The 26,230-nt window shown below is 66.1% G+C and carries 21 protein-coding genes; 18 read left to right on the top strand and 3 right to left on the bottom strand.

The window, feature by feature from the left end; genetic code table 11:
- Positions 1–20 precede the first annotated feature (20 nt).
- Complete coding sequence (locus tag MJ602_RS10185) at positions 21–2,390, top strand: arginine/lysine/ornithine decarboxylase (protein WP_243020744.1); 2,370 nt, start codon at positions 21–23, stop codon at positions 2,388–2,390.
- A 116-nt stretch (positions 2,391–2,506) separates the two neighbouring features.
- On the opposite strand, the gene MJ602_RS10180 is transcribed toward MJ602_RS10185, so the two are convergent.
- Positions 2,507–3,361 carry a DNA ligase gene (locus tag MJ602_RS10180; protein WP_243020835.1) on the bottom strand — a complete coding sequence of 285 codons (855 nt, stop codon included), beginning with the start codon at positions 3,359–3,361 and terminating at the stop codon, positions 2,507–2,509.
- 75 nt (positions 3,362–3,436) lie between these two features.
- Entirely contained in the window at positions 3,437–4,237 is an 801-nt protein-coding gene (fabI, locus tag MJ602_RS10175) for an enoyl-ACP reductase FabI (protein WP_243020743.1), read from the bottom strand.
- 101 nt (positions 4,238–4,338) lie between these two features.
- On the opposite strand from fabI, the gene MJ602_RS10170 reads away from it, so the two are divergent.
- From MJ602_RS10170 to MJ602_RS10155, 4 genes are read left to right on the top strand one after another with little or no spacing between them, the layout of a single operon-like run.
- Positions 4,339–6,165, top strand: a complete 1,827-nt coding sequence (locus MJ602_RS10170) for an extracellular solute-binding protein (protein WP_243020742.1) — start codon at positions 4,339–4,341, stop codon at positions 6,163–6,165.
- Positions 6,166–6,173: 8 nt separating this feature from the next.
- Complete coding sequence (locus MJ602_RS10165) at positions 6,174–7,208, top strand: microcin C ABC transporter permease YejB (protein WP_243020741.1); 1,035 nt, start codon at positions 6,174–6,176, stop codon at positions 7,206–7,208.
- A gap of 13 nt (positions 7,209–7,221) precedes the next feature.
- Positions 7,222–8,271 (top strand): ABC transporter permease, encoded by a 1,050-nt coding sequence (locus MJ602_RS10160; RefSeq protein WP_243020740.1) that lies wholly within the window; start codon positions 7,222–7,224, stop codon positions 8,269–8,271.
- Complete coding sequence (locus MJ602_RS10155) at positions 8,268–9,884, top strand: ABC transporter ATP-binding protein (RefSeq protein ID WP_243020739.1); 1,617 nt, start codon at positions 8,268–8,270, stop codon at positions 9,882–9,884. Before MJ602_RS10160 ends, MJ602_RS10155 begins: the two co-directional genes overlap by 4 nt.
- Position 9,885: 1 nt before the next feature.
- On the opposite strand, the gene MJ602_RS10150 is transcribed toward MJ602_RS10155, so the two are convergent.
- Positions 9,886–12,495, bottom strand: coding sequence for a cation-translocating P-type ATPase (locus MJ602_RS10150; RefSeq protein ID WP_243020738.1), 2,610 nt, complete (start codon positions 12,493–12,495; stop codon positions 9,886–9,888).
- 173 nt (positions 12,496–12,668) lie between these two features.
- On the opposite strand from MJ602_RS10150, the gene MJ602_RS10145 reads away from it, so the two are divergent.
- From MJ602_RS10145 to typA, 13 genes are all read left to right on the top strand, one after another.
- Complete coding sequence (locus MJ602_RS10145; protein ID WP_162016079.1) at positions 12,669–13,007, top strand: ArsR/SmtB family transcription factor; 339 nt, start codon at positions 12,669–12,671, stop codon at positions 13,005–13,007.
- Positions 13,004–13,432 carry a DUF2703 domain-containing protein gene (locus MJ602_RS10140; RefSeq protein WP_243020737.1) on the top strand — a complete coding sequence of 143 codons (429 nt, stop codon included), beginning with the start codon at positions 13,004–13,006 and terminating at the stop codon, positions 13,430–13,432. The genes MJ602_RS10145 and MJ602_RS10140 overlap by 4 nt, the downstream gene beginning before the upstream one ends.
- Complete coding sequence (locus MJ602_RS10135; protein WP_243020834.1) at positions 13,432–13,932, top strand: arsenate reductase ArsC; 501 nt, start codon at positions 13,432–13,434, stop codon at positions 13,930–13,932. The genes MJ602_RS10140 and MJ602_RS10135 overlap by 1 nt, the downstream gene beginning before the upstream one ends.
- Positions 13,933–13,946: 14 nt before the next feature.
- Entirely contained in the window at positions 13,947–14,312 is a 366-nt protein-coding gene (arsD, locus tag MJ602_RS10130) for an arsenite efflux transporter metallochaperone ArsD (RefSeq protein WP_162016081.1), read from the top strand.
- Between the two features lie 46 nt (positions 14,313–14,358).
- Positions 14,359–16,137, top strand: coding sequence for an arsenical pump-driving ATPase (gene arsA / locus MJ602_RS10125; protein ID WP_243020736.1), 1,779 nt, complete (start codon positions 14,359–14,361; stop codon positions 16,135–16,137).
- A 1-nt stretch (position 16,138) separates the two neighbouring features.
- Positions 16,139–17,155, top strand: a complete 1,017-nt coding sequence (arsB, locus tag MJ602_RS10120; protein WP_243020735.1) for an ACR3 family arsenite efflux transporter — start codon at positions 16,139–16,141, stop codon at positions 17,153–17,155.
- A gap of 68 nt (positions 17,156–17,223) precedes the next feature.
- Positions 17,224–17,634, top strand: coding sequence for a thioredoxin family protein (locus tag MJ602_RS10115; protein WP_243020734.1), 411 nt, complete (start codon positions 17,224–17,226; stop codon positions 17,632–17,634).
- Positions 17,635–17,803: 169 nt separating this feature from the next.
- Complete coding sequence (gene rimP, locus MJ602_RS10110) at positions 17,804–18,385, top strand: ribosome maturation factor RimP (RefSeq protein WP_243020733.1); 582 nt, start codon at positions 17,804–17,806, stop codon at positions 18,383–18,385.
- 83 nt (positions 18,386–18,468) lie between these two features.
- Positions 18,469–19,953, top strand: coding sequence for a transcription termination factor NusA (gene nusA / locus MJ602_RS10105; RefSeq protein ID WP_162016086.1), 1,485 nt, complete (start codon positions 18,469–18,471; stop codon positions 19,951–19,953).
- A gap of 24 nt (positions 19,954–19,977) precedes the next feature.
- Positions 19,978–22,851 (top strand): translation initiation factor IF-2, encoded by a 2,874-nt coding sequence (gene infB, locus MJ602_RS10100; RefSeq protein WP_162016087.1) that lies wholly within the window; start codon positions 19,978–19,980, stop codon positions 22,849–22,851.
- 168 nt (positions 22,852–23,019) lie between these two features.
- Entirely contained in the window at positions 23,020–23,397 is a 378-nt protein-coding gene (gene rbfA, locus MJ602_RS10095; protein ID WP_243020732.1) for a 30S ribosome-binding factor RbfA, read from the top strand.
- Positions 23,398–23,399: 2 nt separating this feature from the next.
- A complete protein-coding gene (gene truB / locus MJ602_RS10090) occupies positions 23,400–24,392 on the top strand; it encodes a tRNA pseudouridine(55) synthase TruB (RefSeq protein ID WP_243020731.1) in 993 nt (330 codons plus the stop codon).
- Complete coding sequence (gene typA / locus MJ602_RS10085) at positions 24,389–26,212, top strand: translational GTPase TypA (RefSeq protein ID WP_243020730.1); 1,824 nt, start codon at positions 24,389–24,391, stop codon at positions 26,210–26,212. The genes truB and typA overlap by 4 nt, the downstream gene beginning before the upstream one ends.
- Positions 26,213–26,230: the final 18 nt, after the last annotated feature.

Genomic DNA, 26,230 nt, shown 5'->3' with positions numbered 1-26,230 from the left:
AGATTGCACGGAGGCTGCGCATGAAGTTTCGTTTTCCCATCATCATCATCGACGAGGATTACCGTTCCGAGAACACTTCGGGGCTGGGTATCCGTGCGCTGGCGCAGGCCATCGAGGCCGAGGGCTTTGAGGTGCTCGGGGTCACCAGCTACGGCGACCTGAGCCAATTCGCCCAGCAGCAAAGCCGTGCCAGCGCGTTCATCCTGTCGATCGACGACGAGGAGTTCTCCCTGGGTCCGGATCTCGACCCCGCCGTGCTGAGCCTGCGCACCTTCATCCAGGAAGTGCGCCGCAAGAATGCCGACGTGCCCATCTACGTGCATGGCGAAACGAAAACCAGCCGCCACCTGCCCAACGACATCCTGCGCGAGCTGCATGGCTTCATCCACATGTTCGAGGACACGCCCGAATTCGTGGCGCGCCACATCATCCGCGAGGCCAAGAGCTACCTCGAAGGCGTGCAGCCGCCGTTCTTCAAGGCGCTGCTCGACTACGCGGAAGACGGTTCGTATTCCTGGCACTGCCCCGGCCACTCGGGCGGCGTGGCGTTTCTGAAAAGCCCCGTGGGCCAGATGTACCACCAGTTCTACGGCGAGAACATGCTGCGTGCCGACGTCTGCAATGCCGTGGAGGAACTGGGCCAGCTGCTCGACCACAACGGCGCCATCGGCGAGAGCGAGCGCAACGCGGCGCGCATCTTCAATGCCGACCACTGCTTCTTCGTGACCAACGGCACATCCACCAGCAACAAGATGGTGTGGCACCACACCGTGGCGCCGGGCGATGTGGTGGTGGTGGACCGCAACTGCCACAAGTCCATCCTGCACAGCATCATCATGACCGGGGCCATCCCCGTGTTCATGAAGCCCACGCGCAACCACTTCGGCATCATCGGCCCGATTCCGCAGAGCGAGTTCGAACCCGCCACCATCCAGGCCAAGATCAAGGCCAATCCGCTGCTCAAGGGCGTGGACGCCAAGAAGGTCAAGCCCCGCGTGCTCACGCTCACGCAGTCCACCTACGACGGCGTGCTCTACAACACCGAGACCATCAAGGGCATGCTCGACGGCTACGTGGACAACCTGCATTTCGACGAGGCCTGGCTGCCGCACGCAGCCTTCCACCCGTTCTACGGCACCTACCATGCCATGGGCAAGAAGCGCACGCGCCCGAAGTATTCGGTGACGTACGCCACGCAGTCCATCCACAAGCTGCTGGCGGGCATCAGCCAAGCCAGCCATGTGCTGGTGCAGGACTCGCAGACCACCAAGCTGGACCACCACCTCTTCAACGAGGCGTACCTGATGCACACCAGCACCAGCCCGCAGTACAGCATCATCGCCAGCTGCGACGTGGCTGCCGCGATGATGGAGCCGCCCGGCGGCACAGCGCTGGTGGAGGAGAGCCTGCTCGAAGCGCTGGACTTCCGCCGCGCCATGCGCCAGGTGGAGGCCGACTTCGGCAAGAACGACTGGTGGTTCAAGGTCTGGGGCCCCGAAAAGCTGGCCGACGAAGGCGTGGGCCGGGCCGAGGACTGGATCATCCGCAGCGACGGCAAGGGCCGCAAGAACGGCAGCAAGTGGCACGGCTTCGGCCAGCTGGCCGATGGCTTCAACATGCTGGACCCGATCAAGTCCACCATCGTCACGCCGGGCCTGAACCTCGACGGCAAGTTCGACAAGACCGGCATCCCCGCGTCCATCGTCACCAAGTACCTCGCCGAGCATGGCGTGGTGGTCGAGAAGACGGGCCTCTACAGCTTCTTCATCATGTTCACCATCGGCATCACCAAGGGCCGCTGGAACACGCTGCTGACCGCCTTGCAGCAGTTCAAGGACGACTACGAGAAGAACCAGCCCATGTGGCGCATCCTTCCCGAGTTCTGCCAGCAGCACAAGCGCTACGAGCGCATGGGCCTGCGCGACCTGTGCCAGCATGTGCACGAGATGTACGCCAAATACGACATCGCCCGCCTGACGACCGAGATGTACCTCTCGGACCTCACGCCCGCCATGAAGCCGTCGGACGCCTACGCGCACATCGCCCACCGCCAGACCGAGCGCGTGGAGATCGACCATCTCGAAGGCCGCATCACCGTGGGCCTGGTCACGCCGTACCCGCCCGGCATTCCGCTCTTGATTCCCGGCGAAGTGTTCAACAAGAAGATCGTGGACTACCTCAAGTTCGCGCGCGAGTTCGCCAAGCTGTGCCCCGGCTTCGAGACCGACATCCACGGTCTGGTCGAGGTGGAAGACGAGAACGGCCAGGTGCGCTACTACGCGGACTGCGTGGCCGAAGGCAAGTCCACCCGCAAGAACCCCAAGCCGCTGACCACGGCGGAGAACTCGGTCCAGGTGGGCGACGACGGGCCCTACGGGCGCAACGTCTGACGCACGCGGCGGGCGTTTGCACCAAGGCAGGCATTCCGGCGGGATGTCTGCCTTTTTTACGCAAAAATGGGCTGAAACGCCCGTCCTGCAAGCGCAAGAAGCTATGAAATCAGTAGCTATCGGTCCAGTGGTGGCCAGTCTTCACGCACCCGCAGGTAGCTGGCGAAGCGCGGCAGCCCGCCGTCGTGCGTGCCCCGGAAGCGGTAGGTGACCCAGGCGCCCACGGGCGGCGGGTGGTTGCGGTCGGCATCGCTGAAACCCGCGCCCAGCCGGAAGCGCTGGCCCGTGGGCATTTCCACCCACAGCGCGCCCATGCGGCCCGCGTGGCGGCCCTTGCCAGGCAGGTGGGCGAGCACGCGCGCCTCGGCGTCCTCGTGTTCCTTGAGCTTGAGCAGGTCGTCGCTGCGTCCCGCGCGGTAGAGCGAGGCGCCCCGGTGCAGCATGAGCCCCTCACCGCCTGCGCGCACGGTGCGCCGCAGCAGGGCCTGCAATGCAGCCTCCGTGGCCACGCGCTGCTGCGGCACGGCCTGCACCCATGGCTGGCCCAGGCGTTCCACCAGCGCCCGCAGGGCTGGCAGGCGCTCGTCAAAGGGGCCTCCGTGCGTGGGCAGGTCGAACACCATGAAGCGCATCTGCCTCCACGCGGCCTCGTCGGGCTGCTGCTGCCGGGTGGTGGACTGGGCGTGGCCGAAGCGCCCGCGCCCGGCCCAGAGCTCGCCGTCCATCGGCGTCTCGGGCCAGCCGGCAGTGAACCATGCGGGGGCTGCCACGGTGGCGCCCCCGCGCGTGCGCAGGGATCGGCCGTCCCAGAAGCCGCGCACGCCATCATATTTCTCGCTCACCCAGTAGTCCTGCAGCGGCAGGCCGGCGCGGTACACCAGCGCTAGCAGCAGCGCCGGGGCGTCCGCTGCCAGGGCGTGGCCGGGCAGGGCAGTCAGCGCAAACAGGGCCAAGCAGGCCCTGCGATCCATCATGCTATAAAAAAAATAGCTTCTAGCGCTTGCTGGATAAGCGCTGGAGGCCATTTTTGCTTAAATTTTCGTGGATCAGACCTGGTCGGCGGACAGGCCCGCCGTCTGGCTGAAGCCGCCATCCACATAGGTGATTTCGGCGGTCACGCCCGAGGCCAGGTCGGACAGCAGGAAAGCCGCCACGTTGCCCACGTCTTCAATCGTCACGTTGCGGCGCAGGGGCGAGGCGTCGGCCACGCGCGAGAGCAGCTTGCCGAAGTCCTTGATGCCGCTGGCGGCCAGCGTCTTGATGGGGCCGGCGCTGATGCCGTTGGCGCGGATGGCGCGGCCGTCCTCGGTGCGGCCCACGGCCTCGGCCAGGTAGCGCACGCTGGCCTCCAGGCTGGCCTTGGCCAGGCCCATGGTGTTGTAGTTGGGAATGGACCGCAGCGCGCCCAGGTACGACAGCGTCAGCAGCGAGGACTTGTCGTTCAGGTAGGGCAGGGCGGCCTTGGCCATGGCGGGGAAGCTGTAGGCGCTGATGTCGTGGGCGATGCGGAAGCCCTCGCGGGACAGGCCGTCGAGGAAGTTGCCGGCGATCGCCTCGCGTGGCGCGAAGCCGATGCTGTGCACGAAGCCGTCAAACTTGCCCCAGGCATCGCCCAGGCCCTTGAACATGGCCTCGATCTGCGCGTCGTCGGCCACGTCGCAGTCGAACACCAGCGTGGAATTGAACTCGGCGGCGAACTCGGTGATGCGGTCCTTGAAGCGCTCACCGACGTAGCTGAAGGCCAGCTCGGCGCCCTGCGCGTGGCAGGCCTTGGCGATGCCGTAGGCGATGGAGCGGTTGGACAAAACGCCCGTGATGAGCAGCTTCTTGCCGGTCAGAAAACCCATTGTTGTTCTCCTGGGGAATGCGGGGAAATGGCGGCGCCGTAGCGGGGGGAAATACCCGCAGCCTGCCCTGGCGCGCCGCCAGCGTAGTGCAGAATTGTCGCATGCGGTTTTGGCTGACTTTTCTGCTGATGGTGTGCGCGGTTCCGGCATGGGCCGCGCATGCCTATGCGTTGTGGGGCGAGCCCCGTTATCCGGCGGGGTTTGCGCATTTTGCGTATGTGAACCCGCAAGCGCCCAAGGGTGGCGAGCTGCGGCTGGTGAGCAACCTGCGCACCTCGACCTTCGACAAGTACAACCCGTTCACCATCAAGGGCAACGCGCCGGCCTATCTGTCCTCGCTGATGTTCGACTCGCTGCTGGTGGGCTCGCTCGACGAGACGGCCACGGGCTACGGCCTGCTGGCCGAGGACGTGCAGGTGGCGCAGGATGGCCTCTCGGCCACCTTCCGCCTGCGGCCCGAGGCGCGCTTCCACAATGGCAAGCCGGTACTGGCCGCTGACGTGAAACACAGTTACGACACCCTGGTGGGCCCGCACACTTCGCCCGCCTACAAGACCCTGTTGATCGACGTGGCCGGCGTGGACGTGCTGGGCGAACGCACCGTGCGCTACCGCTTCCACAAGCCCAACCGCGAGCTGCCGCTGACCGTGGGCGGCCTGCCGGTGTTCAGCCGCGACTGGGGCGTGGAGAACGGCCAGGCCAAGCCCTTCGACCAGGTGGTGATGGACCTTCCCATCGGCAGCGGTCCTTATCGTGTAGGCCCGGTGCGCTTCGGCAAGGACATCACTTACGTGCGCGACCCGGACTACTGGGCCAGGGATCTGAACGTGCGCAAGGGCACGGCCAACTTTGACCGCATCACCGTCAAGATCTACAAGGACGCCACGGCGCGGCTCGAAGCGCTCAAGGCGGGCGAGTTCGACCTCATGCGATTTTTTAGCGCGGGCGACTGGGCGCGCCGCGTCAATGGTCGCAAGTTCGACACGGGCGAGCTGGTCAAGGGCGAGTTCGCGCACAAGCTGCCTTCGGGCTTCCAGAGCTACGTGCTCAACACGCGCCGCCCCTTCTTGCAGGACGTGCGCGTGCGCGAGGCCCTGGGCCTGGCGCTGGACTACGAGTGGATGAACCGGCAGATGTTCTACGGCGCCTACCAGCGCGTCAACGGCCTGTTCGGCAACACCGCCTGCGAGACGCGCGGCACGCCATCCCCCGAGGAGCTGGCGCTGATGGAGCCGCTTCGCCAACACATCCCGGCGGCGGCTTTCGGCCCCATGACGGTGCCGCCGCGCACCGATGGCGATTTCTCCCTGCGCGCCAACCTGCGCCGCGCGCAGCAGCTGTTGAAAGAGGCGGGCTGGGAAGTGCGTGATGGCGCCTTGCGCAACGCCCAGGGCGAAGCCATGGTGCTCGAATACATGGACAGCAACGAGGGCGGCGTGCGCGTGGTCACGCCGTGGATGCGCAGCCTGGAAAAGCTGGGCATCAGCTTGCGCTTCCGCGCGGTGGACTTCGCCCTGTACCAGCAGCGCCTGCAGAAGTTCGACTTCGACATCACCTCCATGGCCTTCCAGGGCACGCACAACCCGGGCCAGGAGTTTGCCGACCTGTTCGGCAGCCAGGCGGCAGACACCGAGGATTCGGGCAACTTTGCCGGCGTGAAGAACCCCGCCGTGGACGCGCTGATCGCGGCCATGACTGCGGCCAAGACCGAGGCGCAACTGCTGCCCGCCTGCCACGCGCTGGAGCGCGTCATCGCGCACGGCCACTACCTCATTCCGCAGTGGACCGCCGGCACCCACCGCATGGCCTACAACGCCTGGCGCCTGGCGCGGCCCGAGGCCCTGCCGCCGTATTCCAATGGCGAGGGCTGGGCGATTGATACGTGGTGGGCCCGTGACCCTGTTCAGACCGCACCGGACAAGAAATAAGCCCTCCCATGCTGGCCTACATCCTCAAGCGCATCCTGCTCATGCTGCCCACCTTGCTGGGTGTGTTGCTGCTGACCTTCGTGGTGATCCAGTTCGTGCCCGGCGGCCCGGTGGAGCAGTACATGGCCGAGGCCAAGGCCGGTGCGGGCGTGGGCGGCGGCGCCGAGGGTGGGGGCCTGAGCTACCGGGGCGCGCAGGGCGTGGACCCCAAGCGCCTGGAGCAGATCAAGGCGCTCTACGGCTTCGACAAGCCCGCGCACGAGCGCTTCCTGCAGATGCTGGGCCAGTTCGCGCGCTTCGACCTGGGCAAGAGCTTCTTCCAGAACAAGGACGTATGGCAGCTCGTGGTGGAGAAGCTCCCCGTCTCCATCAGCCTGGGGCTGTGGACCTTTTTCATCAGCTACCTTGTGGCCGTGCCGCTGGGCGTGGCCAAGGCGGTACGCGCGGGCTCGCGCTTCGACCTGGTGACCACGCTGCTCATCCTGGTGGGCTACGCCATCCCCGGCTTTGTGCTGGGCGTGGCGCTGCTGGTCATCTTTGGCGGGCAGTTGCAGTGGTTCCCGCTGCGCGGGTTGACCTCGGCGAACTGGGAGGAGTTGGGCTGGGGGGCGCGCATTGTGGACTACCTGTGGCACATCACCCTGCCCATCACGGCCATGGTGCTGGGCAGCTTTGCCGTGACGGCCATGCTGACCAAGAACGCCTTTTTGGAGGAAATCCGCAAGCAGTACGTGCTGACGGCGCGCGCCAAGGGCCTGTCGGAGCGCCAGGTGCTGTGGAAGCATGTGTTCCGCAACGCGCTGATTCCCATCATCACGGGCTTTCCGGCGGCCTTCATTGGCGCTTTCTTTGCGGGCTCGCTGCTCATCGAAACACTGTTCTCGCTCGACGGCCTGGGCCTGCTGAGCTACGAGAGCGTGATCCGGCGCGACTACCCCGTGGTGCTGGGCACGCTCTACCTGTTCACGCTGATCGGGCTGGTGACCAAGCTGATCTCCGACCTGTGCTACGTGTGGGTGGACCCGCGCGTGAAGTTTGATTGATCCGTTCCACGGCATGCGCACCGTTTCTTCGCCTTCGCCCTCGCTCTCTCCCTCCCGCCGCGCCTGGCTGCGTTTCAAGCGCAACCGCCTGGGCTACTGGAGCCTGCTCGTCTTTTGCACGCTGGTGCTGGTCAGCCTGTGCGCCGAGCTGGTCAGCAACGACCGGCCGCTCATCGTGCGCTACGAGGGGCAGACCTACTTTCCCATGCTCAAGGACTACCCCGAGAAGACCTTTGGCGGCGACTTCGAGACGCCCGCCGACTACCTCGACCCCTTCATCCGCGAGCGCATCACCACAGGTGGCAATTGGGCGCTCTATACCCTCAACCCCTACGGCCCGAACACGCTCAACTACTTCGCCAAGGCGCCCAACCCCTCGGCGCCCACGGCGGACAACTGGCTGGGCACCGACGATCGGGGGCGTGATCTGCTGGCGCAGCTCATCTACGGCTTTCGCGTGAGCGTGCTGTTTGCGCTGGCGCACACGGTGACGGGTGTGGCGCTGGGCGTGCTCACTGGGGCCGTCCAGGGTTTTTTTGGCGGCAAGACGGACCTGGCCTTCCAGCGCTTCATCGAGATCTGGGGCTCCATGCCCGAGCTGTACCTGCTCATCATCTTCAGCGCGGTGTTTGCGCCCAGCATTTCGCTGCTGCTGATTTTGCTGAGCCTGTTCGGCTGGATGGGCCTGTCGGACTACGTGCGCGCCGAATTCCTGCGCAACCGCCAGCTCGACTACGTGAAGGCCGCGCGCGCGCTGGGCGTGGGCAATGCGCAGATCATCTGGCGCCACATCCTGCCCAACAGCCTGACGCCAGTGGTCACCTTCCTGCCGTTCCGCATGAGCGCGGCCATTTTGGCGCTGACATCGCTCGACTTCCTGGGCCTGGGCGTGCCGCCGGGCACGCCGAGCCTGGGCGAACTGTTATCGCAGGGCAAGAACAGCATCGATGCGTGGTGGATTTCGCTCAGCACGTTTGCCGTGTTGGTGGTTACGCTGCTGCTGCTGACCTTCATGGGCGACGCACTGCGCGATGCGCTCGACCCCCGAAAGGCCGACCGATGAGCAGCGAAGCCGTGAATCCGCTGCTGCAGGTGCGCGACCTGTCGGTGCGCTTCGGCGCCAAGGAGGTGGTGCGCGGCGTGGGCTTCGACATTGCGCCGGGCGAAAAGCTCGCGCTGGTGGGCGAATCCGGCTCGGGCAAGACCATCACCGCTTTGAGCCTGCTGCGCCTGGCGGGCGAGGCAAAAATCAGTGGCCAGGCCATGCTGCGCGGGCGCGACCTGCTCTCGTTATCGGAGCGCGAAATGCGCGGCGTGCGCGGTGGCGAGATCGCCATGGTGTTCCAGGAGCCCATGACGGCGCTGAACCCGCTCATGACCATCGGCCAGCAGATCGCCGAGGTTTTGGAGCTGAAAAAGGCTCTGACGCCCGCAGAATCTGCGCAAGAAGCTATTGAATTGCTAGCAAAAACCGGCATTCCCGAGCCCGAACGGCGTGCGGGCAGCTTTCCGCACCAGCTCAGCGGCGGCCAGCGCCAGCGCGCCATGATCGCCATGGCCCTGGCGAGCGAACCCGCGCTGCTGCTGGCCGACGAGCCCACGACGGCGCTCGACGTCACGCTGCGCGGCCAGATTCTCGATCTTCTGTCCGAGCTGCAACGCAGCAGCGGCATGGCCGTGCTGCTCATCACCCACGACCTGAACCTGGTGCGCCGCTTTGCCGACCGCGTGGCCGTGATGGAGCAGGGCGTGCTGGTGGAGCAGGGCAGCGTCGCCGACGTGTTCCGCGCGCCGCAGCACCCCTACACCCAGCGCCTCATCGCCAGCCAGCCCCGGCGCGATGTGGTGGAAGGCGCGCTGCCCGAGGGCACCGCCCCCGTGGTCCAGGCGCAGCACCTGCGCGTGGTCTACCCCACGCCGCTGCCCGGCATCCGGGGCTGGTTCCGCAAGGGTGAATTCGTCGCCGTGCAGGGTGCCACGCTGCAACTGCCACCGGGCCGCACGCTGGGCGTGGTGGGGGAATCGGGCTCGGGCAAGTCCACGCTGGCGCAGGCCATCCTGGGCCTGCTGCCGCACGGCGGCGAACTGGCGGTGGCGGGGCAGGGCTGGCAGCAGCCCGCCACGCGCAATACCCTGGCCAACCAGCAACTGCGCCGCCAGGTGCAGGTGGTGTTCCAGGATCCGTTCTCCTCGCTCTCGCCGCGTCTGACGGTGGAGGAGATCGTGGGCGAGGGCCTGAAGGTGCACGAGCCCGCGCTGGATGGGGCGGCACGCCGCTCCAGGGTGGAGGCGGCCCTGGCCGAGGTGGGACTGACCGAGGAACAGTTCCCCGGCCTGCTGGCGCGCTACCCGCATGAATTCTCGGGGGGGCAGCGCCAGCGCCTGGCGGTGGCGCGCGCGCTCATCGTGCAGCCGCGCGTGCTGGTGCTGGACGAACCCACCAGCGCGCTCGACGTCACCATCCAGCAGCAGGTGCTGGGCCTGTTGCAGCGCTTGCAGAAGGACAAGGGCCTGAGCTACCTGCTCATCACGCACGACGTGGATGTGATCCGCGCCATGGCGCACGAGGTGCTGGTGATGAAGGATGGCACAGTGGTGGAGCAGGGCAGTGTGGGCCAGGTGCTCGACGCGCCACAGCACCCCTACACGCAGCGGCTGGTCGCGGCCGCCGCGTAGTTCATCCCCCGTTTTGCCGCAGCGTGGGGGCGCTGCGCCAGCGCTGCTGCACCTGGCGTACAGCTTCCAGCCACACCAGGCACAGCGCCACCAGGCCGACGCCTGTCGCCAGCCCTGGCATGCCTGGCAGGGCCAGGCCCATCAGGTCACGCAGCACGGGGAGGCCCAGGACCGCAGCCAGCAGCAGCGCCATGGCGGCGGCCATGCGCCATAGCCAGGGGTTGGGGTCGGTCACACCCATCAGTGCTGGGCGCGACAGGTCGCGGTTGGCCAGGATCAGCAGCATCACGCCCAGTACCAGGGTGCTGAACACCACGGCGCGGCCTTGTGCGCCGCTCCAGCCCTGGGCCACCAGCCAGGCCTGCCCGCCCAGCAGCACGGCGGCCATGCCCAGGCCCTGCAGCACGGAGGAGAGCAGGGGGCCAGCGGCGAAGGGCGAATCCGACACCGGGCGTGGCGGGCGTTCCATGGTGTCGCTGTCCTCGGGTTCGGCCTCGAACACGATGGAGCAGGCTGGGTCGATCAGCAGTTCCATCAGCACGATATGCACCGGCAGCAGCAGCACCGGCCAGTGCAGCAGCGTGGGCACGAGCGCCAGCGCGATGATGGGCACATGCACGGCGAACACAAAGCGTGTGGCTTTGCGCACGTTGTCGTCGATGCGCCGGCCCTGGCGGATGGCGGCCACGATGCGCGCAAAGCTGTCGTCCAGCAGCACCAGCGCGGCGGCCTCGCGCGCCACGTCGGTGCCGCGCTCGCCCATGGCGATGCCCACGTCGGCCGCCTTGAGCGCGGGGGCGTCGTTCACGCCGTCGCCGGTCATGGCCACCACTTCGCCGCTGGCGCGCAGAAGTTGCACCAGGCGCAGCTTGTGCTGGGGCTTGAGACGCGCGCACAGGTCCACATGGCGCAGCCGCTTGGCAAGGGCCGCATCGTCCAGCGCCTCCAGCACCGCGCCGGTGATGACCTCGGGGCGGTTTGACAGGCCCACCTGCTGGGCGATGGCGCGGGCCGTGGCCGGGTGGTCGCCGGTCATCATGACTACGCGCACGCCGGCACGCCGGCATTCGGCCAGCGCGGCGGGCACCTCGGGGCGGGGCGGGTCGGCCAGCGCCAGGAGGCCGAGGAAATCAAAGTCGAAGTCGTGCTGGCTGGTCGGCCAGGGCGGGCTCTGATCGGGCGCCAGCGCCGGGCCCCGCCAGCGTCCCCGCGCCACGCCGAGCACGCGCAGGCCGCGTTCGGCCATGGCCTCGACCTGGCGACGAATCGCGTCCAGCCGCGCGGCATCGAGATGGCACAGGTCGGCCACGGCTTCGGGCGCGCCTTTGGTGGCCAGCAGGTGCATATCGGGCTCGTCGCTGGCGAACACGCGCGTCATGGCCAGGATCTCGCCCGAGAGGGCGTACTCGAATTCGGGCTCGCGTCCGTCGTGCACATGCTCGGTGTCTTCCAGCCACTGGTGGCCGAAATGCTGGATGGCCTTCTCCATCGGGTCGAACGGGTCGCCCGGCGTGGCCAGCATGGCGAACTCGGCCAGCCGGTGGAATTCCTCCGGCAGATGGCTGGCACCTTCGGGGCGGAAATGCTGCTCGGGCGTGGCCAGCTCGGCCACGGCCATGCGGTTGAGGGTGAGCGTGCCCGTCTTGTCCACGGCCAGCACGGTGATGGCGCCCAGCGCCTCGACGGCGGTGACGCGCCGCGTCAGCACCTTCTGGTGCGCGATGCGCCAGGCGCCCAGCGCCAGAAATACGGTCAGGATGACGGGAATCTCTTCGGGCAGGATGGCCATGGCCAGGGCGATGCCTGAGAGCAGGCTCTCCAGCAGGGGTCGGCCGTTCCACCACCAGCCCAGCAGCACCTGGGCCAGCGCCAGCACCACGGCACCGATGCCCAAGTTGCGCACCAGCCGGCGCGAGCCTTCCTGCAGCGCCGAGGGCGGCTCGGTGGTGGCCGCCAGGTCGGCGCCGATGCGCCCCACGGCCGTCCGGGCGCCCGTGGCGCACACCCGTGCCACGCCCACGCCCCGCGTGACCACGGTGCTGGCGAACAGGCCTGGCGTGCCGTCACCGCCGGGTGCCAGGGCCGCCTCTGGCTGGCCGTTGGGCGCCATGGGCAGCTTGGCCACGGGCGCGGCCTCGCCGGTGAGCAGGGATTCATCCACTTCGAGCTGGCCGTCGATCAGCAGGGCATCGGCGGCGATGCGGTCGCCCTCGTGCAGCACCAGCAGGTCGCCGCACACTACGTCGCGTCCGGCGATGCGCTGTTCCTGGCCATCGCGGATGACCAGGGCGCGCGGTGCCGACAGGTCGCGCAAGGATTCGAGCGCGCGCTGGGTCTTGCGCTCCTGTGCCAGCGTGATGCCGATGACCACGAACACGAAGCCCAGCAGGAACAGGGCCTCGCCCCGGTCGCCCAGGGCCAGGTAGATGCCGCCTGCGGCCAGCAGCATCAGGAACATGGGCTCGGTGACCACGTCCCGCACGATGGCCAGCGTGGACTTGGGTGTGCTGGACGGCAGCAGATTGCTCCCTTCGGTGGCCAGGCGTTGCTGTGCTTGGGCAGAGCTCAGTCCGTGAAAGCGCTCGGAAACGGGGGCTGTGGAATCGGGCACGGTGTGGAACAGGGCTGTGTGCCTGGGAAGTGTAGGCCGATCGGGTGCGGGACAGGGCGTTTCTCTGGGCTGGGAACTCGGTGCCTCAGACCCTTTTCGGCGGGAGCATTGGCGTGAACGATGGATTGCCTTTTATTATTGCAATGTTTCAATAAGTATTGAATAATCAAAGCATGGAAAAAGAGACAGCCATCATCGTCTTCGAGTCGCTCGCTTCCAGCGTGCGTCTGGATGTGTTCCGCTTGCTGGTCCGGCATGCCCCCGATGGGCTGGTGGCGGGTGAGATCGCGGCAGCACTCGGATTGCCCGCGACCAACCTGTCGTTTCATCTCAAGGCGCTCACGCAAGCGGGCCTGCTGTCGGTGACGCAGGAAGGGCGCTTCCAGCGCTACCGCGCCCACATGGCGCTCATGGGGGAGCTGGTGGCCTATCTCACTGCCGAATGCTGTGGCGGTCACCCCGAGGCTTGCCTGGGCCCGCATGCGGTTGCTGCCTGTACGGATTGCCCATGAAAGAACTCACCATTACCTGGCAGCGATTGATTGATTCCACGGGCTCCACCTGCCCGCGCTGTGCCGGAACGCAGCAGCAAGTGCAGCAGGCCGTGGACCGCTTGCGCGCGGCCCTGGAGCCGCTCGGCGTGCGACCGGTGCTGGAAACGCGCGAGATCGATCTGGCCACGTTCCTGCAACAGCCCGACCAGTCCAACCGCATCTGGGTGGGTGGCCGTCCGCTGGAAGACTGGCTGGGCGCACGCAGTGGCAGCAGCCAGTGCTGCGATGTGTGCGGCGATGCGGAGTGCCGCACGCTGGAAATCGATGGCACCAGCCATGAAGTGGTCCCCGAGGCGCTGCTGGTGCGCGCGGGCCTGATTGCCGCCAGCCAGCTTTTCGATCCTACCCTGTCCACCCCAGAACCCGCCCGAGGCCACCCGTGATGCTGAATGTTCTGTTTCTCTGTACCCACAACTCTGCCCGCAGCATCCTGTCCGAGGCCTTGCTCAACCACCTGGACCGCCGATCCCCCGCACGGCGCTTCCAGGCCTGGTCGGCCGGCAGCAGTCCGCGTCCAGGGCAGCAACCCCACCCGCTGGCGCTCGAAGTCCTGCAAAGCGCGGGCATTTCCATCGAGGGGCTGCGCAGCAAGAACTGGGATGAATTCGCCGCGCCCGGCGCACCGCACATGGACCTGATCATCACCGTGTGCGACAACGCGGCGGGCGAGGTGTGCCCCATCTGGCCTGGCCATCCGGCCACGGCGCACTGGGGCTATGCCGATCCTTCCGCAGGCGATGCTCCAGACGATGTCAAGCGCCAGGCGTTCCGCCACACGCTGCATGAGATCGGCCAGCGGCTGGAGCTGTTGCTGAGCCTGCCGCCGGAAAAATTGCACAAAAGCCTGCTGCAGGATGCGGCACGCAGTCTCTCGTCCCATTGAAACCAGGAGTACCCATGAGCACCATCCAGATTTTCGACCCGGCCCTGTGCTGCAGCAGCGGCGTGTGCGGCACCGATGTGGACCAGAACCTCGTCAACTTCTCGGCCGATGCCGACTGGGCGCGCCAGAACGGCGCCCAGCTGGAGCGCTTCAACCTCGCGCAGCAGCCCATGGCCTTCGCGGAGAGCGCACCGGTCAAGGCTTTCCTGGAGCGCGCAGGGCAGGAGGCGCTGCCGCTCACGCTGGTGGACGGCCAGATCGTGCTGGCGGGCCGCTACCCCTCGCGCGCCGACCTGGCGCGCTGGGCTGGCCTGGCCGCGCCTGCCGCCGCCAAGGCCGAGAGTGCCGGCAACTGCTGTTCGGGTGGTTGCTGCGGCTGAGCGCCGCGTGCTTGTCTCCGCTCTCGTCACTTCACCCCACGCTGCCATGCATTTTCTCGACCACGCTCCGCGCTTTCTTTTCTTTACCGGCAAGGGAGGCGTGGGCAAGACCTCGCTCGCCTGCGCCACCGCGCTGCACCTGGTGGCGCAAGGGCGGCGCGTGCTGCTGGTGAGCACCGATCCGGCCTCCAACGTCGGGCAGGTGTTCGGCATCGCGATTGGCAACCACATCACGCCCGTGCCGGAGGTGCCGGGCCTGGCGGCGCTGGAGATCGACCCGCAGGCCGCCGCACAGGGCTACCGCGACCGCATCGTCGGCCCGGTGCGTGGCGTGCTGCCGGATGCGGTGGTCAAGGGCATCGAGGAGCAACTCTCGGGCGCCTGCACCACCGAGATCGCCGCCTTTGACGAATTCACCGCGCTGCTGACCGACACGGCGCTCCACGCGCAGTACGAGCACATCCTGTTCGACACCGCGCCCACCGGCCACACCATCCGGCTGCTGCAGTTGCCCGGTGCCTGGAGCGGTTTTCTTGAGGCGGGCAAGGGCGATGCCTCGTGCCTGGGGCCGCTGGCCGGGCTGGAGAAGCAGCGCGAGCGCTACCAGGCCGCCGTGGAGGCGCTGGCCGACCCCGCCCACACCCGGCTGGTGCTGGTGGCGCGCGCCCAGCCCGCCACGCTGCGCGAGGCCGCGCGCACCCATGCCGAGCTGGCCGCCATCGGCCTGCGCCAGCAGTGCCTGGTCGTCAACGGCGTGCTGCCCTTGGCGGAAGCCGAGCACGATCCGCTGGCCGCTGCCGTGTGCCGGCGCGAGCGGGCGGCGCTGGCCGCCCTGCCCGAAGGCCTGCGCGCGCTGCCGCTGGACCAGGTGCCGCTCAAGCCCTTCAATCTGGTGGGCATTGATGCCCTGCGCCAGTTGCTCGATGCGGCCCCGGCCACCGCAGGCGAGGCCCCCGGTGAGAGCCTGCCCCTGCTGCAGGCGCCCAGCCTGTCCCGGCTGGTGGACGAGATCGCCCAGGATGGCCATGGGCTGGTGATGGTCATGGGCAAGGGCGGCGTGGGCAAGACCACGCTGGCCGCCGCCGTGGCCGTGGAGTTGGCGCACCGGGGGCACGAGGTGCATCTGACCACCTCCGACCCGGCGGCGCACCTCCAGGAAACGCTGGCGGGATCGCTGGAGCATTTGAGCGTGAGCCGCATCGACCCGCACGAAGTCACCGAGCGCTACCGCCAGCAGGTGCTGGCCAGCAAGGGCGCCGGGCTCGATGCGGCGGGCCGTGCGCTGCTCGAAGAAGACCTTCGCTCGCCCTGCACGGAAGAGATCGCGGTGTTCCAGGCTTTCTCGCGCGTGATCCGCGAGGCGGGCCGCAAATTCGTGGTGATGGACACCGCGCCCACCGGCCACACGCTGCTGCTGCTCGACGCCACCGGCGCCTACCACCGCGACATCGTGCGCCAGATGGGCGACAAGGGCCTGCACTTCACCACGCCCATGATGCAGTTGCAGGACCCGAAGCAGACCAAGGTGCTCATCGCCACGCTGGCCGAGACCACGCCAGTGCTCGAAGCCGCCAATCTGCAGGCCGACCTTCGCCGCGCGGGCATCGAACCCTGGGCCTGGGTGGTGAACAACAGCGTGGCAGCGGCCCGCGTCACCTCACCGCTGCTGCGCCAGCGCGCCCGCAACGAGCTGCGCGAGATCGAGGCCGTGGCCACGCGCCACGCCGCGCGCCACGCCGTGGTGCCGCTGCTCAGCGAGGAGCCCGTGGGCGTGCCGCGCCTGCTGCAACTGGCGGGCGCTGCGCTGCCAACCACGGGGGCATGACATGGGGCTGTTCGAGCGATATCTGACCGTTTGGGTGGGCCTGGGCATCCTGGCGGGCGTGGGCCTGGGGTTGTTGGCGCCCGGAGCCTTCCAGGCCATCGCCGGGCTGGAGGTGGCGCATGTCAACCTGGTGGTGGCCGTGTTCATCTGGGTGATGATCTACCCGATGATGATCCAGATCGACTGGAGCGCCGTCAAGGACGTGGGCCAGAAGCCGCGCGGGCTGCTGCTCACACTGGTGGTCAACTGGCTCATCAAGCCATTCACCATGGCGGCGCTGGGCGTGTTGTTCTTTCAATACCTGTTCGCGCCCTGGGTCGATGCGCGGTCGGCCAGCGAATACATCGCCGGCATGATCCTGCTGGGCGTGGCACCGTGCACGGCCATGGTGTTCGTCTGGAGCCAACTGGTGAAGGGCGACGCCAACTACACGCTGGTGCAGGTGTCCGTCAACGACCTCATCATGGTGGTGGCCTTCGCGCCCATCGCCGCCTTTCTGCTGGGCGTGACCAACGTGACCGTGCCCTGGGAGACGCTGGTGCTCTCCACCGTGCTCTACGTCGTGTTGCCGCTGGCGGCGGGCATGGCTACGCGCCACATGCTGCAGCGCCGCTCGGGCCAATCGGTAGCCGACTTCGTGGCGTGGCTCAAGCCCTGGTCCATCGTCGGGCTGATCGCCACCGTGGTGCTGCTGTTCGGCTTCCAGGCGGGCACCATCGTGGCCCAGCCGCTGGTGATCGGTCTGATCGCCGTTCCGCTGATTGTGCAGAGCTATGGCATCTTCGCCATCAGCCTGGTGGCGGCGCGCTGGCTCAGGCTGCCGCACAACGTGGCCGGGCCGGCCTGTCTGATCGGCACCTCGAACTTCTTCGAGCTCGCCGTGGCGGTGGCAATCTCGTTGTTCGGCCTGAACTCGGGCGCTGCGCTGGCCACCGTGGTGGGCGTGCTGGTGGAGGTGCCGGTGATGCTGTCGCTGGTGGCGCTGGTCAACCGCACGCGGCACTGGTTTGAGGGGTGATGGTGCCGTTACCATCACAGCCTTGAACGCCGTTGCGGCGTACCGTTGATTTGCAAGGTATCTTCTCTATGTCCCCTCAGGCCTGTTCGCCTGTCCCTGCTACCCCAGATGCCGATTCCGACGCTTGGGTGGTCTGCCTGTGTGCCCAGTGGTGCGGCACCTGCCGGGACTACCGCGCCGTCATTGATACCCTGGCGCGGCAGTTTCCCTGGGCGCGTTTTGTCTGGCTGGACATCGAAGATGAGGCCGACGTCGCTGGTGACTATGACGTGGAGACCTTCCCAACCCTGCTGCTGGCCGACGCGGCAGGGGTGCGCTTCCTGGGGGCCTTGCTGCCACAGGCGGCTGTGCTGGAGCGCATGTTGCAGCGCTGGCAGGACGACCCGCCGCCGTTGCTGCGGGATGCTTCGGCCATGGCCTTGATGGAGCGGATTCGCCAAGCGTATGCCGTGGGCGGGTTGAGTAGGGTGTTTGCTTGACAAAAAAGGGCCGCTCTGGCTTGCGAATCAAGGCTTTGCAGGTTACAATGCGGGCCTCACGACCAAACGGGCGGGTACCAACCGCCCGTTTTTTTTGGTCGTTTGCTTTTGGAGCTCGAAGCCTCTGAGGGGTTATCGGGTTTTTTGTTTTTGCGGTAATTGAATACCAGTGGCACTACAGCAGATCGTCGAGCAAACCGTCAGCGGCCTGGGTTACGACCTGGTCGAGATCGAACGCGCCCAGGGTGGCACCCTGCGTATCACCATCGACTGGCCGTGGCAGCCGCCGACGGAGGGCGAGGCTGCTGTGCCTCCACAGTTCATTACCGTCGAAGACTGCGAAAAAGTGACGCGCCAGCTCCAGTTTGCGCTGGAGGTCGATGGCGTGGACTACAAGCGCCTGGAGGTCTCCTCCCCCGGCATCGACCGGCCTTTGCGCCATGAGCAGGATTACCAGCGTTTCGAGGGCGAGGTGATCGACATCACCCTCAAGGCGCCCATGGGGGCGGCTGCGGCGGGCCAGGTGAGCCCCTTGCGCAAGAAGTTTCGTGGCCGACTGTCGCGGGCCGAGGCGGGTGGCTGGCAGATCGTTTGGAGCGATGAGCCCGCCGTCAAGCCGGGCCAGAAGATCAGCAAGAAGCGTGCACCCGCACCGCTGCAGGTGTTGGGGTTCACGCTGGACGAGTTGCGTGAGGCGCGTTTGGCGCCGATTGTGGATTTCAAGGGAAGGGGCGCTGCGTCCGGGCTCTGACCGGGCCGGCTTGCCGGATATGGATGAGGGGTCTGCCGCCTGGCGCGGGCTCTGCGGGTGATTAAGAACAGGAGAGTCGTGGCATGAATCGCGAATTGTTGATGTTGGTGGAAGCCATTTCGCGCGAGAAGAACGTCGAGCGCGATGTGGTTCTGGGTGCGGTCGAGGCCGCCCTGGCCCAGGCGACAAAGAAGCTGTACGAGGGCGAGGTTGACATCCGCGTGTCTGTGGATCGCGACAGTGGCAACTACGAAACCTTCCGCCGCTGGCTGGTGGTGCCCGACGATGCTGGCCTGCAAAACCCCGACGCCGAAGAAATGCTCATGGACGCGCAAGACCGCGTTCCCGGCATCCAGGTGGGGGAGTACATCGAAGAGCCGGTCGAATCCGTGCCGATTGGCCGCATTGGCGCCATGGCGGCCAAGCAGGTCATCCTGCAGAAAATCCGCGACGCCGAGCGCGAAATGCTGCTCAACGACTTCATGTCGCGTGGCGAAAAGATCTTCACCGGCACCGTCAAGCGCATGGACAAGGGCGACCTCATTGTCGAATCCGGTCGTGTCGAGGGTCGTCTGCGCCGCTCTGAAATGATCCCCAAGGAAAACCTGCGCACCGGCGACCGCGTGCGCGCCATGATCATGGAGGTGGATCTGACGCTGCGGGGCGCGCCCATCATCCTCTCGCGTTCGGCGCCCGAGTTCATGATCGAGCTGTTCCGCCATGAAGTGCCCGAGATCGAGCAGGGCCTGCTGGAGATCAAGAGCTGCGCCCGCGACCCCGGTAGCCGTGCCAAGATTGCCGTGCTCTCGCACGACCGCCGTGTGGACCCCATCGGCACTTGCGTGGGGGTGCGTGGCACGCGCGTCAACGCCGTGACCAACGAGCTGGCCGGTGAGCGCGTGGACATCGTGCTGTGGTCTGAGGACCCGGCGCAGTTCGTCATCGGCGCTCTGGCACCGGCCAATGTGCAGTCCATCGTGGTGGACGAGGAAAAGCACGCCATGGACGTGGTGGTGGACGAGGAAAACCTGGCCATCGCCATTGGCCGGGGCGGCCAGAACGTGCGTCTGGCGTCCGACCTGACCGGTTGGAAGATCAACATCATGGACGCCGCCGAGTCTGCGCAGAAGCACGCCAACGAAACCGAAGCGGCACGTCGTCTGTTCATGGAAAAGCTCGATGTGGACCAGGAGATTGCCGACATCCTGATCGAGGAAGGTTTCACAAGCCTCGAAGAAGTGGCCTATGTGCCGCTGCAGGAAATGCTGGAGATCGAGAGTTTCGACGAGGAAACCGTCAACGAGCTGCGTGCCCGTGCCAAGGACGTGCTGCTCACCATGGAAATCGCCCGCGAGGACAGCGTCGAGAGTGTGTCGCAAGACCTGCGCGACCTCGAAGGCATGACCCCCGAACTCATTGCCAAGCTGGCTGATGGTGGAGTGCACACCCGTGACGAACTGGCCGATTTGGCCATCGATGAACTGACCGAACTGACCGGACAGTCCGAGGAAGAAGCCAAGGCCTTGATCATGAAGGCGCGTGAACACTGGTTCACGGGGCAAGAGTAAGGGTCAGGGAGGAACAGAGCCAATATGTCGAGTAACACCGTCGCAGAGTTCGCCAGCGAACTCAAGAAAACCCCTGAAGTCCTGCTCGAACAGCTCAAGTCGGCAGGCGTGGTCAAGTCGTCGCCCGCAGATGCGTTGACCGAGGCAGACAAGCAAAAGCTGCTCGCCCACCTGCAGGCCAGCCATGGCGTGGCCCAGGGTGACCGCAAGAAGATCACGCTGGTCACCAAGTCCACCACCGAGATCAAGCAGGCCGATGCCACCGGCAAGGCGCGCACCATCCAGGTGGAAGTGCGCAAGAAGCGCACTTTCGTCAAGCGCGATGAGGCCGCCGAGGCCGCCCAGGCCCCGGTGCCAGAGGCCAAGCCCGAGCAGCCCGATCCCGAACAGGCCGAACTGGCACGGCGTGAAGAAGAGGCCCGCCACCAGGCTGAGCTGATCCGCCGCCAGGAAGAAGAGCTTGCAGCCCAGCGCCTGGAGCGTGAGGACCGCGAGCGCCGTGAACGCGAGGCCGCCGAGCGCGCTGCCGCCTATGCTGCCGAAGAAGCGGCCAAGAAGGCACAGGCATCTGCCGCCAAGCAGGAAGCCACGCGAGAACAAGAGCAGGAAGCTGCTGCGCGCGCTGCCGCACAGGCTGAGGCGCGTGCCAAGGCAGACGCTGAAGCCAAGGCCCGTGCCGCGGATGAGTCGGCACGTGCCAAGGATCTGGAGGAGCGCCGTCGCAAGGCGCTGGAGGAGGCTGCGGCCATCCGTTCCATGATGTCCACGCCCGCCAAGGTGCTGGTGGCCAAGAAGCCCGAGGAACCCAAGCCCGCTGCCCGTGCGGCTGCAGCCGAGCCCAAGAAGGGCACCCTGCACAAGCCTGCCAACACCCCGGCAGCGGGCGCAGGTCGCACCGCAGGTGGTGCAGCGACGGCTGGTGCTGGCGCTGGCGCAGGTGGCAAAGAAGTCAAATCCGCCAAGCTGTCTTCCAGCTGGGCCGGCGAGCCTGGCAAGAAGAAAGAGATCAAAACCCGTGGTGACACCACTGGTGGTTCTGCCCGTGGCAGCGCCTGGCGCGCAGGTGGCCCCAAGGGCGGCGGTCGGCGCGGCGATCGGGATCGTTCGCACGACATGGGCCAGGCCGCTGTGGCCGAAGTGCGCACCCTGGAAGTGCACGTGCCCGAGACCATCACTGTGGCCGAGCTGGCACACAAGATGTCCATCAAGGCGTCCGAGGTCATCAAGCAGCTCATGAAGCTGGGCCAGATGGCCACCATCAACCAGCCCCTGGACCAGGACACGGCCATGATCGTGGTCGAAGAACTGGGCCACAAGGCTGTGGTGGCGGCGCTGGACGATCCGGAAGCCTTTACCGACGAGGAATCGGCAATGCAGGACGCCGAGGTTCTGCCTCGTGCGCCCGTGGTCACCGTCATGGGCCACGTGGACCACGGCAAGACCTCACTGCTGGACTACATCCGTCGCACCAAGGTCGCTTCGGGCGAGGCAGGTGGCATCACGCAGCACATTGGCGCGTACCACGTGGATACGCCGCGCGGCATGGTGACCTTCCTGGATACCCCCGGCCACGAAGCCTTTACGGCCATGCGTGCGCGCGGTGCACAGGCCACCGACATTGTGATCCTGGTGGTGGCAGCCGACGACGGTGTCATGCCCCAGACCAAGGAAGCCATCAAGCACGCCAAGGCTGCCAAGGTGCCCATGGTTGTTGCCATCACCAAGGCCGACAAGCCCGATGCCAACCCGGACCGCGTGAAGCAGGAACTGGTGGCAGTGGAGGTGGTGCCCGAAGAATACGGTGGCGATTCGCCTTTTGTTCCCGTGTCCTCCAAGACCGGCATGGGCATCGATGAACTGCTGGAGCAGGTGCTGTTGCAGGCCGAAGTGCTGGAACTCAAGGCGCCGGTGGAAGCCACCGCCAAGGGTCTCGTCATCGAAGCCCAGCTCGACAAGGGCCGCGGCCCTGTGGCCACGGTGTTGGTTCAGTCCGGTACGCTGAAGGTGGGCGACGTGGTGCTGGCAGGCCAGACCTACGGCCGTGTGCGCGCCATGCTGGATGAAAACGGCCGTACCTCCAAGACAGCCGGGCCTTCCATTCCGGTGGAAATCCAGGGCCTGTCCGATGTGCCCCAGGCGGGTGACGAGTTCATGGTCATGCTGGACGAGCGCCGTGCGCGTGAAATTGCCACCTACCGTGCTGGCAAGTTCCGCAACACCAAGCTGGCCAAGCAGCAGGCCGCGAAGCTGGAGAACGTGTTCTCCGAAATGACGGCGGGCGAAGTGCAAACCTTGCCCATCATCATCAAGGCCGACGTGCAGGGTTCGCAGGAAGCGCTGGCCGCCTCGCTGCTGAAGCTCTCCAACGAGGAAATCAAGGTCCAGCTCGTGTATGCGGGCGTCGGCGGCATCAGCGAAAGCGACATCAACCTTGCCATCGCATCCAAGGCCATCGTCATCGGCTTCAACGTGCGTGCCGACGCTGGCGCGCGCAAGACGGCCGAGACCAATGGTGTGGACATCCACTACTACAACATCATCTATGACGCAGTGGATGAGTTGAAGGCGGCCATGTCTGGCATGCTGGCGCCTGAGCAACGCGAAGAAGCCCTGGGTACTGCGGAAATCCGCACCGTGTTCGTGGCCTCCAAGATCGGCACGGTGGCGGGTTCCTACATCACCTCCGGCCAGGTCACGCGCAACTGCAAGTTCCGTCTGCTGCGCGACAACGTGGTGGTGTACACGGGCGATGTGGAGTCGGTGCGCCGCCTCAAGGACGACGTCAAGGAAGTCAAGGAAGGCTTCGAGTGCGGTATCAAGCTCAAGAACTACAACGACATCAAGGAAGGTGATCAGCTGGAGTTCTTCGAGATCAAGGAAATCGCGCGGACTCTATGAGACACCCCCTGAGTCGCTTTGCGCCTTCCCCCTCTCTCGCCACGCTGCGCGTGGCGGGTGGGGGACGCCCCCAGCGCTGCGGGGCGGCCCTTGCGCGGGGGCGCTGGCCTGCGCCGCGTGAGAATTACGCACTGCTGGCACAGCTGCAGCCTGCAATGGACTACTGATATGGCTGCGAAGAAAACTGCTACGCCGAACCGCACCTTCAAGGTCGCCGACCAGATCCAGCGCGATCTGACGGAGCTGATCGCGCGCGAGTTGAAGGACCCGCGCGTCGGCATGGTCACGCTGCAGGGCGTGGAAGTCACGCCCGACTATGCGCATGCCAAGGTGTTTTTCAGCGTGCTGGTGGGTGACCCTGCGGTGACGCAGGAGGCGCTGAACCATGCGGCTGGGCATTTGCGCAATGGCCTGTTCAAGCGCCTGCACATCCATACGGTGCCGACGTTGCACTTCGTGTACGACCGCACGCAGGAGCGAGCGGCCGACATGAACGCACTGATCGCCAAGGCGGTCTCCTCGCGGGCCAAAGACGCGGAAGAATAACCATGGACGCGCCGCGCACGAGGGTCGTCCGGCGCCCCGTGCACGGGGTGCTGCTGATCGACAAGCCACTGGGCATGACCAGCAACCAGGCCTTGCAAAAGGCCAAATGGTTGCTGCGTGCCGAGAAGGCGGGCCATACCGGCACGCTCGACCCATTGGCCAGTGGTGTGCTGCCGCTGTGCTTTGGTGCGGCCACCAAGTTCAGCCAACTCCAGCTCGAGGCCGACAAGACCTACGAGGCCGTGGCCTTGCTGGGCGTGACCACCACCACCGGCGATGCCGAGGGCGAGTTGCTGGAGCGGCGCACGGTCGATCCGGCACAGCTCACCCCCGAGCGGCTGGAGCAGGTGCGCCTGCAGTTCACCGGGCCCATCCGCCAGGTGCCGCCTATGCACAGCGCGCTCAAGAAGGACGGCAAGGCCTTGTACGAGTATGCGCGTGCGGGCATTGCCGTAGAGCGCGCGCCGCGTGATGTGACCATTCATGCATTGAATCTGGCTTTGACGCAAGACAGTAAAGCGCAAGCAGCTATCAAAATAATAGTGAAATGCAGCAAAGGTACCTACATCCGCACCCTCGGCGAGGACATTGGTGCCGCGCTGGGTTGCGGTGCGCACCTTACTTTCCTGCGCCGCATCGAGACCGGTGGCATTGGCGTGGAGCGTTGCACCACGCTGGAGCAACTGGAGGCGCTGGACGACAGCGCGCGCCTGGCCTGCCTGGAGCCGCCCGAAGCGCTGCTGGCCGGACATGTGCAGGTCACGCTCGACAACGACAATGCGGGCCGGTTTCTCTCCGGCATGCGCCGCCGGGGGCCTTGGCCTGATGCACCGGCGGTGGCCGTGTTCGGTGACCGTCCCAGGGCCCTGCTCGGTGTCGGCCATGTCGCAGGCGGTGAGCTGGTGCCCGACCGGCTGCTGAGTCCGCTGGAAATTCAACAAATTTTGGAAGGCACGCCGCGCCCACAAGCCAGCGGCATATTGGAAAAACTATGAGCAAACAAATCCGCAACATCGCCATCATCGCCCACGTGGACCATGGCAAGACCACCATGGTGGACCAGCTGCTGCGCCAGTCCGGCACCTTCGCCGAGCACGAAAAGGTGGTCGATACCGTGATGGACAACAACGCCATCGAGCGTGAGCGCGGCATCACCATCCTGGCCAAGAACTGCGCCGTGAGCTGGGAAGGCACGCACATCAACATCGTGGACACCCCTGGCCACGCGGACTTTGGCGGCGAGGTGGAGCGAGCCCTGTCCATGGTGGACAGCGTGGTCCTGCTGATTGATGCCCAGGAAGGCCCCATGCCCCAGACGCGTTTCGTCACCAAGAAGGCGCTGGCCCTGGGCCTGCGCCCCATCCTGGTGGTGAACAAGGTGGACAAGCCCGGCGCCAACCCCGACAAGGTGGTGAATGCCGCGTTCGACCTGTTCGACAAGCTCGGTGCCACCGATGAGCAGCTCGACTTCCCCGTGGTGTATGCCTCGGGTATCAACGGCTGGACTTCGCTGGAAGAAGGCGCGCCGGGCGAGCAGTGGGGCCCTGACATGTCGGCCCTGTTCAACACCATCCTCAAGCATGTGCCGCCGAATTCCGGCGACCCGGCCGCTCCCCTTCAGCTGCAGATTTCGGCGCTGGACTACTCCAGCTTCGTGGGCCGCATCGGTGTGGGCCGTATCAGCCAGGGCACCCTCAAGCCCGGCCAGGACGTGCTGGTCATGGAAGGCCCGAATGGCAGGTCCGTCAAGGGCCGTGTGAACCAGGTGCTGACCTTCCAGGGCCTTGACCGCATGCAAACCCCGCAGGCGGGCCCTGGCGACATCGTGCTGATCAACGGCATTGAAGACATTGGTATCGGCGTGACCGTGACCGATCCCGCCAACCCGGCGCCTCTGCCCATGCTCAAGGTGGACGAACCCACCCTGATCATGAATTTCTGCGTCAACACCTCGCCGCTGGCCGGCCGTGAAGGCAAGTACGTGACCAGCCGCCAGATCTGGGACCGCCTGCAGAAGGAACTGCAGCACAACGTGGCGCTGCGGGTGAAGGAAACCGATGAAGACGGCATTTTCGAAGTGGCCGGCCGGGGTGAACTGCACCTGACCATCCTGCTGGAGAACATGCGCCGTGAAGGTTATGAGCTGGCGGTGTCCAAGCCCCGCGTGGTCTTCAGGGACATCGATGGCGTCAAGCATGAACCCATCGAACTCGTGACCGCCGACATCGAAGAGCAGCACCAGGGCGGCGTGATGCAGGCCCTGGGCGAGCGCAAGGGCGAGCTGGTGAACATGGAGCCGGACGGCCGTGGCCGCGTGCGCCTGGAATACCGCATTCCGGCGCGTGGCCTGATCGGTTTCTCCAACGAGTTCCTGAACCTGACGCGGGGTTCGGGCCTGATCTCCAACATCTTCGACGGTTACGAGCCGCACAAGGGCGAGATCGGCGGCCGCAAGAACGGCGTGCTGATCTCCATGGACGATGGTGAAATCTTCACCTACGCCCTGGGCAAGCTGGACGACCGTGGCCGCATGTTCGTGCGCGCCAATGATCCGGTGTACGAGGGCATGATCGTCGGCATCCACAGCCGCGACAACGACCTGGTGGTGAACGCCACGCGGACCAAGCAGCTCACCAACTTCCGCGTGAGCGGCAAGGAAGACGCGATCAAGATCACGCCTCCGATCGATCTCACGCTGGAATACGGTGTGGAATTCATCGAGGACGACGAACTGGTCGAAATCACGCCCAAGAGCGTGCGCCTGCGCAAGCGCTACCTCAAGGAGCATGAGCGCAAGCGTGCCAGCCGAGAGTGAAGTGGACAACCCCCTGAG

The sequence above is a fragment of the Simplicispira sedimenti genome (assembly GCF_022760965.1).
GTDB lineage: Bacteria > Pseudomonadota > Gammaproteobacteria > Burkholderiales > Burkholderiaceae_C > Simplicispira > Simplicispira sedimenti.
Note: the sequence above shows the minus strand (reverse complement) of the source record. Positions and strands in the feature narration are given on the sequence as shown.